This window comes from Verrucomicrobium sp. BvORR106 (assembly GCF_000739655.1).
Lineage (GTDB): Bacteria > Verrucomicrobiota > Verrucomicrobiia > Verrucomicrobiales > Verrucomicrobiaceae > Verrucomicrobium.
In genome coordinates this window covers 11,070-26,440 of the sequence record NZ_BATR01000036.1, presented here as the reverse complement: position 1 = coordinate 26,440, position 15,371 = coordinate 11,070, and the positions used below count along the sequence as shown (strand labels likewise).

General features: G+C 63.5%; 6 protein-coding genes. 4 read left to right on the top strand and 2 right to left on the bottom strand.

Annotated elements, in window-relative coordinates; all coding sequences use genetic code 11:
- Window positions 1-28 precede the first annotated feature (28 nt).
- Together BV106_RS35105 and BV106_RS05930 are read left to right on the top strand one after the other, a co-directional pair.
- Entirely contained in the window at window positions 29-2,950 is a 2,922-nt protein-coding gene (locus BV106_RS35105) for a PAS domain-containing sensor histidine kinase (RefSeq protein ID WP_081891544.1), read from the top strand.
- 119 nt (window positions 2,951-3,069) lie between these two features.
- On the top strand, window positions 3,070-3,525 hold the full coding sequence (locus BV106_RS05930; protein ID WP_038161949.1) for a hypothetical protein: 456 nt from the start codon (window positions 3,070-3,072) through the stop codon (window positions 3,523-3,525).
- 324 nt (window positions 3,526-3,849) lie between these two features.
- On the opposite strand, the gene BV106_RS35100 is transcribed toward BV106_RS05930, so the two are convergent.
- Both BV106_RS35100 and BV106_RS05925 read right to left on the bottom strand, forming a co-directional pair.
- The gene (locus BV106_RS35100) at window positions 3,850-5,649 is read right to left on the bottom strand and encodes an autotransporter outer membrane beta-barrel domain-containing protein (protein ID WP_051945222.1); all 1,800 of its coding nucleotides are present in this window, start codon (window positions 5,647-5,649) and stop codon (window positions 3,850-3,852) included.
- A 12-nt stretch (window positions 5,650-5,661) separates the two neighbouring features.
- Window positions 5,662-7,014, bottom strand: a complete 1,353-nt coding sequence (locus tag BV106_RS05925) for a hypothetical protein (RefSeq protein ID WP_051945219.1) — start codon at window positions 7,012-7,014, stop codon at window positions 5,662-5,664.
- A 164-nt stretch (window positions 7,015-7,178) separates the two neighbouring features.
- Between BV106_RS05925 and BV106_RS05920 the strand changes: the two genes are divergently transcribed.
- On the top strand, window positions 7,179-8,747 hold the full coding sequence (locus BV106_RS05920; protein ID WP_038161946.1) for a sialate O-acetylesterase: 1,569 nt from the start codon (window positions 7,179-7,181) through the stop codon (window positions 8,745-8,747).
- A gap of 591 nt (window positions 8,748-9,338) precedes the next feature.
- Window positions 9,339-14,948 (top strand): excinuclease ABC subunit UvrA, encoded by a 5,610-nt coding sequence (uvrA, locus tag BV106_RS05915; protein WP_081891543.1) that lies wholly within the window; start codon window positions 9,339-9,341, stop codon window positions 14,946-14,948.
- Window positions 14,949-15,371: the final 423 nt, after the last annotated feature.

Below are 15,371 nucleotides of genomic sequence, written 5' to 3'. Positions count from 1 at the left end.
TGAACGTAATCTGGCAGACTTTGCCCCAATGTTAGAACCCCCTGCCCCCAGCGGTGCTCCACCCTCGCGATTGCCGAAGGTGGTGTTGCTGTCCGCGGCCTTGCTCTCGCTGACGGCTTATGGGATCAGCCAGACGGGGGTGAGCGCGCCGGTGATCCAGTTCATGGACAACTTCCACTGGACGTTGTGCTACGTGGTCGCCGCCTGGCTGGGCTGGTATGGAGTGAGGACCGCGGCCCCGGAGGAGAAGAGCGTGCGTCGCTGGTTCGCCTGGGGCCTGCTGGCCAACGCGGGCGGGCAGATCATCTGGGACATTCAGGTTTTGACGGGGTGGAATCCGTTCCCCGCTCCCGCAGACATACTCTACTCCGCCCTGGGCCCGTGTTGCGCGATAGGGCTCTGGCAGTGCCTCCGGGCCAACACCTCCAAGTCGGAACTCAAGGTGGCTTCGCTGGACGCGGCCGCGCTCGGTGTCGGAGCGACAGCATTCGTCCTGACGCTCTATCTGCCCAACCAGGGGGAGATGGGCCCGGTGCCGCTGCTTCTGCTGGTGGCTTACCCAGTGACGCTACTGGGGGCATTGTGGATCGGGGTGGTTCTAGCCCTCACGCTGCGGCTACTGCCCCGGGTGTCCTGGGTGCTCTTCCTGGTGGCGCTGGCAGGCACAGGGTCGGTGTGGATGGAGTGGAACATCCTGCAACTGCAGGACAAGCTGGCTGACGGGACCTGGTTCAACTTGAGCTTTTCGCTCGCCAATCTCGCACTTGGCTACGGTGCCATGACGTGGCGGGTTCAGGGTCTTACTCATCCCCGGATGGAGCGCCCGTGTGAGGTGGCGCTGCGCATGCTGCCGCTGGTGCTGGTGATGCTGGCAGTCATCAGCGTGGTGCTGGCAGAGACCTTCCGGCAGTTCTCGCCCGCGGTGCAGATCTCGGTGGACATCGCCTCCGCGCTGGCGGTGGTATTGATCATCTGGCGTCAGAACGTGATGGTCTCTGAGCGCGACCGCCGTCTGCTGGTGGAGCAGCGCATGCGGGAGAGCGAGGGTCGCTACCAGTCTCTGTTCGAATCCTCCCTGGACGGCATCTTCATCCTCAATGGCATGAAGTTCGTGGACTGCAACGAACGTGCCTTGCAACTGCTCGCCTGCAGCCGGGATCGGGTGATTGGTCGTTCACCGCTGGATATCTCCGCAGAACGGCAGCCTGATGGCCATCCTGCGCAGAGTGACGTGGCGGAGAGGTTCAGCGTGGAGGAAAAGGGAGCCCGGCGTCTCTTTGAATGGCTGATGAAACGTCCGGATGGCAGCGTCTTTGACGCGGAGATCAGCGTCAATGCCCTGCATGTAGGCGGACGCACCATCGTGCAGGCCGTGGTCCGGGACATCAGCGAGCGCAAGCGGGCGGAGGAAGCCCTGCGTACCAGCGAGGCACGGTTCTCCAGCTCCTTTGAATCGGCCGCCATCGGCATGGCCCTCGTGGGCACGGATGGTCATTTCCTCAAGGTCAATGCCGCGCTCTGCGCCATGTTCGGCTACACGGCGGAGGAGCTGATGGCGAAGACCTTCCAGGAAATAACCCATGCCGCAGACCTCCAGGCGGACATGGGCCTGCTGCGCAAGACCCTGGCCGGGGACCGCAACAGCTACCAGATGGAGAAGCGCTACATCCACCAGGGCGGGGCGGTGGTCTCTGCCCTGCTCTCCGTCTCCCTCGTGCGGGATGGCAAGGGGCGACCGCTGCACTTTACCGCGCAGATCCAGGACGTGACCCAGCGCAAGAAGCTGGAGGAGCAGTTCCGCCAGTCGCAGAAGATGGAGGCCGTGGGCCAGCTGGCCGGCGGGGTGGCGCATGATTTCAACAACATCCTCACCGTCATCCAGGGCTACGCCTCGCTGTTGCAGTCGGGAGACATCTCACCAGCGGATGGCGTGCGGGAGATTTCCGCTTCCGTGGAGCGTGCCTCCAGCCTGACGCGGCAGCTCCTGACCTTCAGCCGGAAGCAGATCATGCAACCGCGTGAGTTGGACCTGAACGTGGTGGTGCAGAACATGATCACCCTGCTGCGCCGGACGCTGGGTGAGCATGTCACCCTCCAGGTGGAGGCAGACACCCACCTGCCCGGTGTGATGGCAGATCAGGGCATGATGGAGCAGATCATCCTGAATCTGGCCGTGAATGCCCGTGATGCGATGTCCAAAGGGGGCACGCTTACGGTGCAGACCGGCTCGGCGGTCATCACGGAGGATGAGGCCCGGCAGCATGCCGATGCCCGCGTGGGGCTGGCGGTGCTCATCAAGGTGACGGACACTGGCTGTGGCATTCCGGTGGAGAACTTGGCGCGCATCTTTGAGCCCTTCTTCACCACCAAGGAGGTTAATCAAGGCACCGGCCTGGGGCTCGCCACGGTGCATGGCATCGTGCGGCAGCACGGGGGGCTGGTGCGGGTCACTAGCCAGTTGGGCCTGGGCACGGAGTTCCAGATCCTGCTGCCTGCCTGCCGTGCGGCGGTGAAAGCGCCTGCCAATCCTGTTGAAGCAGAGCCCAAGGCCAAGGGTGGACACGAGACCATCCTGCTGGTGGACGATGAGCCGGCGCTGCGCCTCGTGTCCAAGATGACGCTCAAGCACTTCGGCTATCACGTGCTGGAGGCTGGCTCCGGGCGTCAGGCGCTCAAGGTGGTGGAGGACCATCCCGAGCGGATCGATCTGCTGCTGACCGACATGGTCATGCCCGAAGGCATCAGCGGCAAGGACCTGGCAGACATGCTGCGGGATGCGCGGCCGGACATCCGGGTGCTGTTCACCAGCGGCTACAGTGTTGAACTCTTGAACCGCAACATCGCCCTGTCGGAAGACGTGTGGTTCCTGCCCAAACCGTTTACCACCCAGAAGCTGGCCCACATGGTGCGTGAGTGCTTGAATGCGCCGGTGGGTGGGCGGGATATGTGAGTGGGGAGACACAAGACGCCAGACATGAGCTGGCGCTTGATTGTGCCTGCCGTTTGTGTGACTCTGGCGGAAATCGAAGACCTCCCTTTCGCAGAGACCCTCCCTTTCGCATCCTGCGTATGAACTCCGACCTTTGCCCCGCTCTCTTCCGGTTTGACGACATGATCGTGCCCGGCGGTGAAGACTTTTCCAAGATCTGGAACTTCCGGCTTGTGGCGGGCACGACCTATGAGGCGACCGAGAGCATCCACCCGGATGCGCAGTTCCACTGGCTGATTGAAGACGACGCAACGCTCCGTGAAGTGACGGTGACGGGAAAGCGGAGAGAATGGGCGCGGCCGCTGCGCTTCATCTGGACGTTTGTGAAGGTGAGATACGAACTGGGCGAGGCGCGGCCCATCACCGTGGGCACCCTGCGTCGCTTGATCGACGGCACGAGGATGGATCAGGAGAAGTCGCTGACGCCCGCGCTGAACCGGTTCTTAAAGGACATTGAGGATGATGCCGTTTTCAGCAGGGAGATGCTGGAGTCGTTTATGAATGGGGGCGGGGAGGAAGAGGAGGAGGATCTGTAGACAGTCAGTAGAAGAGTGGCCCAGACAAGAAACGCGGCAGCGTCTTCGGAGTGCTGCGGCTTGACGCAGCTTTCGCCTGCCGAATGAACGGGCCATTTTTTGAAACGTGTCGTCAGCTGGCAAGATGCACTTGCTTTCACTTTGCTCTGTTCACACCATAAGGTTCAAGGTATTACAAGAGCCGCCAAAGCGGTGTCGAGCCACACGCACTCCAAGACGCTGGCGCGAGGATCGAGAGTGCCGTGCGTGTTGGAAATGAAAAGCCCCGGTCTCGCGGGAGGAGACCGGGGCGGAATGCGGGCTGCGTGATGTTGGCTCTACGAACTAGAACTTGAAGTTCATGCTCGCAGACACGGCGTGGTTGCCGTCATCGCCGCGACCAAAGTCGGCGTTGTAGTACACGTTGAAGTAGAGCTCTGTGCCCACTTGAACGCCCACACCGGCTCCGACGAACACGGCGTCGCGATCGTCGGTGGAGCTGCGGTATTCAAAACCAGGGCCGCGACCGCCGTCGAGGCGGGCGTGCAGGGTTTCGTCGTCCTGAAGGAACTCATGCTGCCAGAACACGCGCAGTTCGGGGATGATGGCGACGGTCTCGCTGGCATGGATGGTGTAGGCGAGGCGGCCGCCCAGATAGGTGCGGAAACTTTCGCTGGTGGAGTCATCCAGGCCCAAGTTGAGCACGCCGGCACCGGTTTCCGTCACGCCGTCCATCTCCAGACGGGTGTACTGGGCGCTGAGCTGCGGACCTACGGTGAAGTTGCCGAACTGGAAGTCATAACCGGTGCCGATGAGGGAGAAGAACTCCGCGGCATCGGGATTGCTCCGGGCGGTGCGGTCCAGGGAAGCCCAGGAGAGGGGGCGCACGATGCTGTAGTCCGTGGTGCCGCCGCCGACTGCTGCGTTGGCATAGAAGCCTTCGTGGTCGATGGTGGCGTACAGACCGAAGCGGACGGACTCAAGATCGGTCTCGCCGCCATTGGCGTAGTCGCCCCAGCCTTCCTGATAGCTGGCGAACAGGCCGAGGGCGAAGTGTTCGCTCAGGGCATAGTCCGCGCCGACCAGGATGGTGCCGCTTTCAAAGTCTTCGCCGGGAGTGAGGCTCAAACCGCCGCTGGAGAAGAGGCCGCTGCCTTGCACCCAGGCATTCCAGCGGGCGTCATCACCCACGGGAGGCTGGACCGGAGCTGCGACTTTCTGCACGGCTTTGGGGTTCTTAGAACCAACGGTCGGGGCAGGGGCGGGAGCTGCCTCGCCAGCCAGGGCGCGCTGACCAAGGCGGCGGGCGCTGAGCTGCTGGTGAAGAAGTTGGCCGTGGTTGTGGCTGAGCTCAATGCCAGTGCGGAGCGCGCCGTCATAGTAGGTGGGCAGGATGGCTTCAAATGCGGCGGAATACTGCTCTGCGCGCAGGACATCCAGCGCGAGAGTGACTTCGCCGATGTCACCGTGCTCGGTGCCGATCCAGTGATCCAGCGCACTCGCGAGACGGGCCTGGTTGGGCGTCTGCGCCACGAGGGTGTAGCTAGCCGGGGCCACGAGCAGGATGCCGGTGCCGCCCTCGGTGAGGAAGCGGCCACGCAGCACGCCGGGATTCGGCATGACAATGCGATCAAAGCGGCCAGTGATCTTGCCCGCGCGGAGGAAGGGGTACTGGTCGCCAAAGGACACGTGCTTGTTCAGCGCCGCGATGCGGAGCGTGCCGTCCAGATGGGCGGTGCCGTGGACCGTGAGGCGGTCGTAGCGGCCGGGGCCGGCCACCTCGATGAGCAGCGTGCCGCTGGAGGTCTGGGTGTAGTTTCCGCCAATCGTGAGGTGGCCGATGGAGTTGCCAGGGCTGACCGTGCCAGCGTTGTGGACGTTGCCGGAGATGTAGCCGTTGCCGCCGAGCAGGGCTCCGTGGGAGACATTGACCAGGGGCGTCATGAGGTTGCCGTTCACCAGCAGGCTGCCGCCAGTCACGGAGGTGGTGCCAGCCAGGAAGCTCGTGCCATTGAGCACCGTGGTGCCGCTCTGGAACTGGGCGTTCTGGAAGTCGTAGAAGGAATGGTTGAAGACAAAGCGTCCGCCCGCACCGGGATTGATCACCAGGGTGTTGGCTCCTGTACCGCCGTGGACGTCGCCCACGATGGCCGCTGCTCAACCGAGGATGGCGAGGCTGTCATCGCCCTCGCCGAGATCGATGGCCTTGCTGCCGCCGCTGATCACGGTACCGCGGTTGGTCATGATGTCGGCTCCACCGCCGGTCTCGATGGTGGTCACGCCTGCAGCGCCCTGGATGACGCCACCGGCGTTGTTGATGAGGGTGTCGCCAAAGGTGCCGATGATCTTGATGGCGTAGCCGTTTTTGCCCTGGATCAGGCCGCTGTTGGTGATGCTAGTGGCGCTGAGGGCATTGCCGCCGCTGGAGTCGTCCACCAGGATGCCGTTGCCCGCTGCTCCGGTGTTGGTGGGGTTTTCGCCAATGATCTGGCCGCCCGCGAGGTTCACGATGGTGCCGCCACCGATGGAGACGCCTTCAGCGTTGTTGGGCCGGTTGTCGCTGTCATTGACCCCGCCGGCGCCGATGCCGCGGATGATGCCGCTGTTGGTGAGGTGGAGGATGCCATCCACATCCACGCCGTCGCCATCGCCCACCTGGTACTGGGTATCGTAGGAGCCGGTGATGGTGCCGCTGTTGTTGACCGTGACCACGGAGCCGAACTCATCAATGTTGATGCCCGCTCCGTTCACGCCGATGAGCTTGCCGCCAGCGAGGTTCGTGATGTTCACGGTGATGTTGACGCCTTCGCCGCCGGTGATGCCGTGGCGGCCGGAGATGGTGCCGGAGTTCGTGATCTGCACGCCCGTCTTGTCTCGCACATCGATGCCGTCGCTGCCGCTGGCCTGGGTGAAGTCGTTGTCGTCCAGCGCGGCCACCGGCGTGGCCTGGATGAGGCCCTGGTTGGTGATGATGGCGTTCGTGCCGGCGCGGATGGCGTCTTCGCCCGTGGACTTGATGGTGCCCGAGCTGTAGTTGTTGATGATGGCCTGGCCGGTGGTGATCGCGTTGAAATCGAGCGCCTGGTTGCCGAGGATGGACTCGATGGCCCCGTAGTTGTCGAGCGTGATCTTGGAGCCCCCCACGTTCACCCGGATGGTGTCTCCGTTTTGGGTTTTGATCGTCCCGGTGCTGCTGTTGGTGATGTTGATCGTGGCGACGTTGGGACCACCTGTGTTGTCGATTCCGCGTCCCGTGCCGGTCTGGAAGATCGTCCCGCTGTTGTTGAGGGTTGCGATGCCCGTGCCGGTGATGCCGACGGCCGTGGTGCCGCCGCTGATGGAGAGGGTGCCGGTGGCCTGCACCGTGCCTGTTTCACCAGCAGCGAGGGTTTTGGCGGTGTTGTCCGTCGCGCCGGCGTTGACGGTGAAGTTGGCGGCCTGGATGGCAGGCATCGGCAGGGCGAACAGTCCGGTGACTGCCAGCCCTTGGAGTAAGCGGGAGTGCTTCATGAGTGGATGGGTTGAGGATGAACCGCGTTCCTAACTCCGGCCTCCCCAAGCGTGAAAGCGGGGGTGGGTGACGATTCCGTCGCATCATGACGGCGGATTGGGGCACGGCTGAACGAAAGCCGGGGCCGCCTGCGTATGGGGAAAACTGCTCACTTGCTCCCCTCATGAACCGTTTCCTTCTCCCCACGCTGGTTTTGCTCGCCAGCGCCTCTGGCTTGTCCGCCGAGATCAAGCTCTCCAAGGTCTTCACCCCGCACATGGTGCTTCAGCGCGAGATGGCAGTCCCCATCTGGGGCACGGCGTCGCCTGGGGAGAAGGTGGTGGTGAGGTTCCGGAATCAGGAAAAAACCACCCAGGCGGATGCGGCGGGCAAGTGGTCGGTCAGGCTGGATGCTCTCAAGCCCGGCGGGCCGGACGTGCTGATGATCGGCGACAAGAAGATCGATGATGTGCTGGTGGGAGACGTGTGGGTGGGCTCTGGCCAGTCCAATATGGACATGCCAGTGACCAGCTACACGAAGGATGATGCGGTGCTGGCGGAAGCGGCCAAGCAGACCTATCCGAACCTCCGCCTCCTGAAGAAAGGCGCGGGCGATTCCTGGCAGGTGGCCACGCCTGGCACCATCCCGGCCTTCAGTGCCATGTTGTTCTCATTCGGTCATCCTTTGCAGAAGGAGCTCAATGTTCCCGTGGGCCTCATGGTGGGTGCCGTCGGTGGGACGCCCTCGGGCTTCTGGCTCAGTGAGGAGATGTACCGCGCCGATGCGGAGTGTGCGGCGGTGGCGAAGAAGTTCGCGGAAACCTACGACTACCCCGCGGAGAAGGCCAAGTACGACACGCTGAAGGCGAAGTACGACGAGGAGTTCGCGGTGTGGAAACCTCTGGCAGACGCGGCCAAAAAAGAAGGCAAACAACCGCCGCCCGGGCCCAAGAATCCACAGGCGGTTTCTCCAGCGGGAGAGCCCATCAACGGGAAGGTGGGCAATCTGTTTGAATCCTTCATCCGCCCCTACGTCGGCTACGGCATCAAGGGAGTGCTCTGGGATCAGGGGGAAAGCCGCACCGCCATCACTGGTGTGGATCAGGTGACGCTCATGAAGGCGCTCATCAAGGGCTGGCGCAAGGACTGGGGCCAGGGAGATTTCCCGTTCCTCTACGTGCAGAAGCCCAGTGGCGGCAGCCCGGCCTGGGACCCGACGAATCCGGTCACGGCGAAGGCCAACGCCTTTGCGCCCCAGCCCAAGACGCTGCCGTTCCCACCCGACGCGACTTACTCCTATGAGGCGCATTTGAAGATCATGAACAATCCCAACACGTTCATGGTCACGAGCACGGATCTGGGTCCGGGTGTGCATCCCGTGAACAAGTCCGGCTACGGTGCCCGCGGTGCTCAGACCGCCATGGCGGCTGTGTACGGGAAGAAGCAGGAGATCTACGGCCCGCTCTATGCAGGGCATGAGGTTCAGGGTAATAAAGTCCGCATTCGCTACACTCATGTGGGAAAGGGGCTGGCGGTGAAACACGCGCCCCAGCTTCAGGGGTTCCTGATCGCAGGTGAGGACAAGAAGTTCGTCTGGGCAGACGCAGTCATTGAAGGCAATGAGGTGGTGGTCTCCAGCCCGACCGTGCCTGCGCCGAAGGCTGTGCGCTATGCCTGGAGCTACCAGTTCCCTTGGGCGAATCTGTTCAATCAGGATGGGTTGCCCGCGCAGCCGTTCAGGACGGATGAGTAGGAAGACACCAGACTGCCAGACGCCAGACGCCAGACGCCAGACCTGAGAGCTGCCAGCGCTGTTGGCAGCTGTTCGTATTTCAAACTTTTTGCTCTGTCGATCTGGCGTAACACGAACTGAGCATCAAAAAGTTTGTACTACAAACAGAATGTCGTTGGCAATGCCAGAGGCAGGTTGGAAGTGCACATCCTCTTGGCTGTAGAGCGACCGCCAAGGACCTCCGCTGTGCCAATTCCCCATCCTCCGTCGAGAAGCCCTTCCTCGAAGAGGATGCGGCCACAAGCCCAACGTTGACGAGCTTCCAGCGAGTCTACGTTGGGTAACAGAAGGATGAACTCTTACTCCGAAGGTGTTTCGGCGGTCTGGCTCGCGCTTAAACGAAGGAATCCCGACAAACGACAACCGGCCACTTCCTCGCCCCTCCCCCCTTCTCTCCCCTTGCGCCGCCGCCAATCCCGGCTAAAGGCACCATAGGTGGTCAAATAAACACCATTCCGATGCACCCGACCGCCGCTGGCGCACGAATCGGATTGGCTGGATCTTGTCCCCCGCCCTTCTCTTTTCCGCACGCCCGCCTGCCTCGCGACCACCATGTCCACCCGCAAGAAAAAAGCCGCCCCTGCCGAGCCTTCTCCCGCTGCTGCGCCGACCGATGCCTTCATCCACATCCGGGGTGTGCGGCAAAACAACCTGAAGGGCTTCGACCTGGACCTCCCTCTGGGCAAGCTGAACGTCATCACCGGCCCCAGTGGCTCCGGGAAGTCCTCCCTGGCCTTCGACACCATCTACGCGGAAGGCCAGCGCCGGTATGTGGAGACCTTCTCACCGTACACGCGCCAGTTCTTCGAGCGCATGGACAAGCCGAATGTGGACGCCATCCACGGCATCCCGCCGGCCATCGCCATTGAGCAGGTCAACAACATCCGCTCCACCCGGTCCACCGTCGGCACCATCACGGAGATCAACGACTACTTGAAGATGCTCTTCCCGCGGCTGGCCGTGGGCGAGTGCCCGGAGTGCCACCGCCCGGTCCGCCCGGAGACACCAGAAAGCATTCTCCATGCGCTGCTGCATGCGCACACGGGTAAGACCTCCCTTCTGCTCTTTGGCGTGCCCGTGCCCGCAGACACCGTTGTTGAGGACTTCTTCAGCTTCCTCCAGGCCCAGGGCTATGTGCGCGTCCTGATCTACGGCGAAGTGTTCCGCACCGACGAGCCCCAGAATCTCAAGGGCCGCAAGCTGCCCGCCATGGTGCATGTGGTGCAGGACCGTATTGTCCTGGAACCCGCCAACAAACCGCGTCTCACGGAGGCCATCGAGGTCGCGCTGCGTCACGGCAAGGGGCAGGTGAGCGTGTCGCTGACCGGCTCTGGCAAAGACGCTGCCGGGAAACCGGAGATGCTGAGCTTCTCCACCGACTGGCGGTGCGCCGACTGCGACTTCAAGCTGCCGGAGCCCACACCAGGACTGTTCAGCTTTAACAACCCCATCGGAGCCTGTCCCAGTTGCCGTGGCTTTGGCCGCACTCTGGGGCTCGACATGGGCAAGGCGATGCCAGATGAGACCCTGAGCATCCGGGGCGGGCTGGTGCGGGCCTTCCAAGGTGACACCTACAGCGAGTGCCAGGACGACCTGGAGCGATGCGCCAAGGCCGCGAAGGTGAACATCAACACGCCCTTCAACGAGCTGCCCGTGCCGCAGCAGCGCTGGCTCATCGAAGGCGACAACAGCGACCCTGAAGAAGCCCACCGCAATGGTGAATGGTACGGCGTGCGCGGGTTCTTCAAGTGGCAGGAAAGCCGCGCCTACAAGATGCACGTCCGCGTCTTCCTGAGCCGCTACCGCGCCTACACGGAATGCGAGGCCTGCGGAGGCGGGCGTCTGAAGAAAGAGGCCGCGTACTTCCGCGTGGGCGGGAAGTCCCTGGCGGAGTTCTGGAAGACGCCAGTGAGCGATCTCTCGCCTTTCATCCAGACACTGGAAGTCCCGGACGGCGATCGCGCGGTAAAGATGCTGCGGGATGAAATCGTCTCCCGCCTCAGCTACATGGAGCGCGCCGGCCTGGGGTATCTGGACCTGGACCGCCAGACGCGCACCCTGAGCGGCGGGGAGTTGCAGCGTGTGAACCTCACCACCTGCCTCGGTGCCTCGCTCGTGAACACGCTCTTTGTCCTGGATGAGCCGAGCATCGGCCTCCATCCCCGGGACATCGGCCGCCTCATCGGCGTGATGGAAGGCCTGCGGGATAAAGGAAACACCCTGCTCGTGGTGGAGCATGAGGAGGCCGTCATGCATGCGGCGGACAACCTCGTGGAGATCGGACCCGGTCGTGGCGAGAAAGGGGGCGAGCTCGTCTTCCACGGCCCGCTGACCGCCCTGCAGGACACGCCAGGCACGCTCACTGGAGATTACCTCTTTGGCCGCAAGAGCATCCCCGTGCCCGCCAAACGCCGCCCGGTGAAGAAGGGCCAGAACCTGCGCATCGTAGGCGCCCGGCAGCACAACCTTAAGAATGTAAGCGTGGACGTGCCCCTGGGGCTGATGTGTTGCGTCACGGGCGTGAGCGGCAGCGGCAAGAGCACGCTGGTGCATGACGTGCTCTACCGCAACCTGCTCCGCCAGCGCGGGGAGGTGATCGAGGACGAGCCCGGCAAGGTGAAAGCCATCGAAGGCGGCGACAAGGTCGGCCAGGTGGTGATGGTGGACCAGAGCCCGCTGGCCCGCACCCCGCGAAGCACACCAGCCGTGTACGTGGGTGCCTTTGACCAGATCCGTCAGCTCTTTGCCGATACGGAGGATGCCAAGACGGAAGGCGTCACCGCCGGATTCTTCAGCTTCAACAGCGGAGACGGCCGCTGCGAGCGCTGCTGGGGCAACGGCTTCGAGAAGATCGAGATGCAGTTCCTCAGCGACCTGTACGTGACCTGTCCGGAGTGCGAGGGCAAGCGCTACCAGCCGCATGCGCTCAGGCTCAGGCTTCGAGGAAAAAACATCCACGAGGTGCTGAGCCTCACGGTTGAGGAGGCGGCGGAATTCTTCGGCGCACTGGAGTCCCGCCGGGCCAAGGCCGTGGTGGCCTCCATGAACATGCTGGTGGAGGCGGGCTTGGGTTACCTCCGGCTCGGCCAGCCACTCAACACCCTGAGCGGCGGTGAAGCCCAGCGGCTCAAGCTCATTGGCCACCTGCTGGATACCCAGGGCCTGGCCGAGAGCGATGATCCCCAGGGCAAGACCCTTTTCCTCCTGGACGAACCCACCACAGGGCTGCATTTCGACGACATCGCCCTCCTCCTCAAGCTGCTGCAACGCCTCACTCATGAAGGACACAGCATCCTGGTGATCGAGCACAACATGGAGGTCATCAAGTGCGCGGACTGGGTCATCGACCTGGGTCCGGAAGCCGGAGCGACCGGTGGCAACGTGGTCGTGACAGGCACGCCAGAGACGGTCGCCGCATGCGACGCCTCCTGGACCGGACGCTATCTCGGCGAGGTGCTGGAGGGATCCGGAGCCGCCGCTAAACGCGCTGCCTCCCTCAAGGAAGCCTCACCCAAGTATGGAAGCACGACGGTGGAGGCTGCGCCCAACACCATCGCGATCCGCGGGGCCCGGGAGCACAACCTCAAAAACTTCAACCTCGACATCCCGCGCGACAAGATGGTCGTGGTCACCGGTCTGAGCGGTTCCGGGAAATCATCCCTGGCCTTCGACCTCGTCTTTGCCGAAGGTCAGCGCCGCTTCCTGGACAGCATGTCCGTCTATGCCCGCACCTTTGTGGAGCAGATGGAGAAGCCGGACGTGGACCTCATTTCCGGAGTGCCGCCGACCGTCGCGATCGAGCAGCGCGTCTCCCGCGGCAGCGGGAAGAGCACTGTGGCCACCGTCACCGAGGTCTATCACTTCCTGCGGCTCCTCTATTCCAAGGTGGGCACCCAGTTCTGCCCGAACTGCAACGTGGCGGTGGAGAAGCAGAGCGTGGCGGCGATCGTCCGCTCCGTGGAGACCATGGCCGCCAAGGGCAAGGTGCACATCCTCGCCCCGCTGGTGAAAGCCAGGAAGGGCTTCCACACGGATGTGGCGGAGTTTGCCGCCAAACAGGGCATCACCACCTTGCTGGTGGACGGTCAGTTCAAGGAGACCGCCGGATTCAAGCGCCTGGAGCGGTTCAAGGAACACACCATCGACGCCGTGCTCGGCCAGGTGGACAAGAAGGCCTCCGCCATCGCGCTGCGCCCGGTGATCGAAAAGGCGCTGAAGATGGGCAAGGGCACGATCAAGGTGCTGCTGGCGGACAAGACCACCCACGTGCTCAACACGGAGATGAGCTGCCCGCAGTGCGGCATGTCCTTTGAGGAGCTGGATCCGCGCCTCTTCTCCTTCAACAGCCCGCACGGCTGGTGCCGCGACTGCCGCGGCTTCGGCTTCCGCCCCGCCACGGAGAACCTGGACCACCGCCGCGACGACGTCTCCCTGCTGGAGGCGGAGATGGAGGAGGAGCGCAAGTTCGCCAGCGAGGAGCACGCCCTCGTCCCCTGTGAGTCCTGCCACGGCAGCCGCCTCAACCCCGTGGCTCGCGCGGTGGAGGTGAAGGGGGTGCGCATGGAGCAGATCGTCTGCCTCTCTGCCGAACGCGGCGGGGAGCTTGCCTCCCAGTTCAAGTTCAGCGGCATCCAGGCAGAGATCGCCCGGGACATCATGAAGGAGATCACCCAGCGGCTCCGCTTCATGCAGGAGGTTGGCCTGGGGTATCTGCAGCTCAACCGCAGCGCCGACACCCTGAGCGGCGGGGAGGCACAGCGCATCCGCCTGGCGTCCCAGCTGGGCTCAAACTTGCGCGGGGTGCTCTATGTCCTGGACGAGCCCACCATCGGGCTCCATCCGCGTGACAACGAGAACCTGCTCAACACCCTGCTGGCCCTGCGGGATAAAGGAAACTCGCTGCTCATTGTGGAGCACGATGACGAGACCATGAAGCGGGCGGACACCATCATCGACCTCGGACCTGGTGCCGGGCGCTTTGGCGGGGAGATCACCGCCATGGGCACCCTGGAGGACATCCGGTCCAATCCGGCCTCGGCCACCGGCCGTGCCCTGAAGGATGTCATGAAGCACCCGCTGCACGGGCAGCGGCGCAAGCTTCCGGCCCGGAATTCCCCCACCGGCTGGCTCCGGCTCAAGGGGGCCACCGCCAACAACCTGCGGAATGTGGATGTGGCCCTGCCCTTCAGCCGCCTTTCTGTCATCACCGGCGTGAGCGGCAGCGGCAAGAGCTCCCTCATCCGCGGCTGTCTGCATCCCGCCGTGCAGGCCGTGATTTCCAAAACCAAGCAGAAGAAGAATGAGGAGCGCACCTGGAAGGAAGTGCTGAACGCCGACCAGATCGCCGCCGTGTACGAGGTGGACCAGTCCCCCATCGGCAAGAGCTCGCGCTCCTGCCCGGCCACGTATGTGGGCGTCCTAGACGACATCCGCAAGCTCTTCGCCCAGGTGCCACTGGCCCGTGCCCGTGGCTATGAGGCGGGGCGTTTCTCCTTCAACACCGAGGGCGGGCGCTGCGAGACCTGCCAGGGCAACGGGGAGATCAAGGTGGAGATGAACTTCCTCCCCACCACCCGCGTGCACTGCGAGGTCTGCCACGGCCTGCGCTTCAACGCCGCCACCATGGAGGTCGAGTTCAACAGCAAGCACATCGGCGAAGTGCTGCGCATGAGTATTGCCGAGGCGGCGGACTTCTTTGCCAGCATCCCGCGCATTGCCCGTCCGCTGCAACTGCTCGCCGACACCGGCCTGGGCTACCTGCAACTGGGGCAACCCAGCCCGACCCTGAGCGGCGGCGAAGCCCAGCGTCTGAAGCTCGTCACCGAACTCAACGCCGGTCAGGGCCGCACCGTCACCGAGAAGATGCGAGGCCTGAAGACCGACAAGCGCAACCTGTACATCATCGAGGAGCCAACCATCGGCCTCCACGCCCACGACGTGCGCCGCCTCATCGAGGTGCTGCACCGCCTTGTGGACGAAGGACACACCGTGGTCGTCATCGAGCACCATCTCGACGTCATTGCCGAGGCAGACTACCTCGTGGACATCGGCCCCGAGGCCGGCGAACGCGGCGGCAAGGTCATCGCCCTGGGCACCCCGGAAGAGGTGGCCAAGGTGAAAGGCAGCTGGACCGGTAAGTTCCTGAAGCCCGTGCTGGGGTAGGGGGCGGAGGCGGTAAGCAAACGTAGTACAGAGCTTTAGCTCGTTGTTGTTTGTGCTCAGCAGCGCGAATGACGAGCTAAAGCTCTATACTACTTTGGTCCGCGACTGACGCCGCAGACCTCATCATGTCCCATCGCCCAACACGCTGCATCGCTCCGTTCCCACAGCCGACGGGGACCGTCGGACTACGCCCGCGGCGGCAGCCTGAAAGGAGTTCGGCTGCCTCAGCCAATCAGTACGCCCGAGGAACGTGCGCTCTGAGTCCAATGCGGCAACTCGACAGTCATGAAGGCAACGCGCCAAACCTTCGCTCCAACGCGGGGCTGGGAACCCCCGCCTCCTTTAGGCTTCCAGACTGGCGATCAGCAAAAGGAGGGAGGGACATTCCGCCGCTGTGCAGGAGAAGCCTGACCTGAGCTGGCG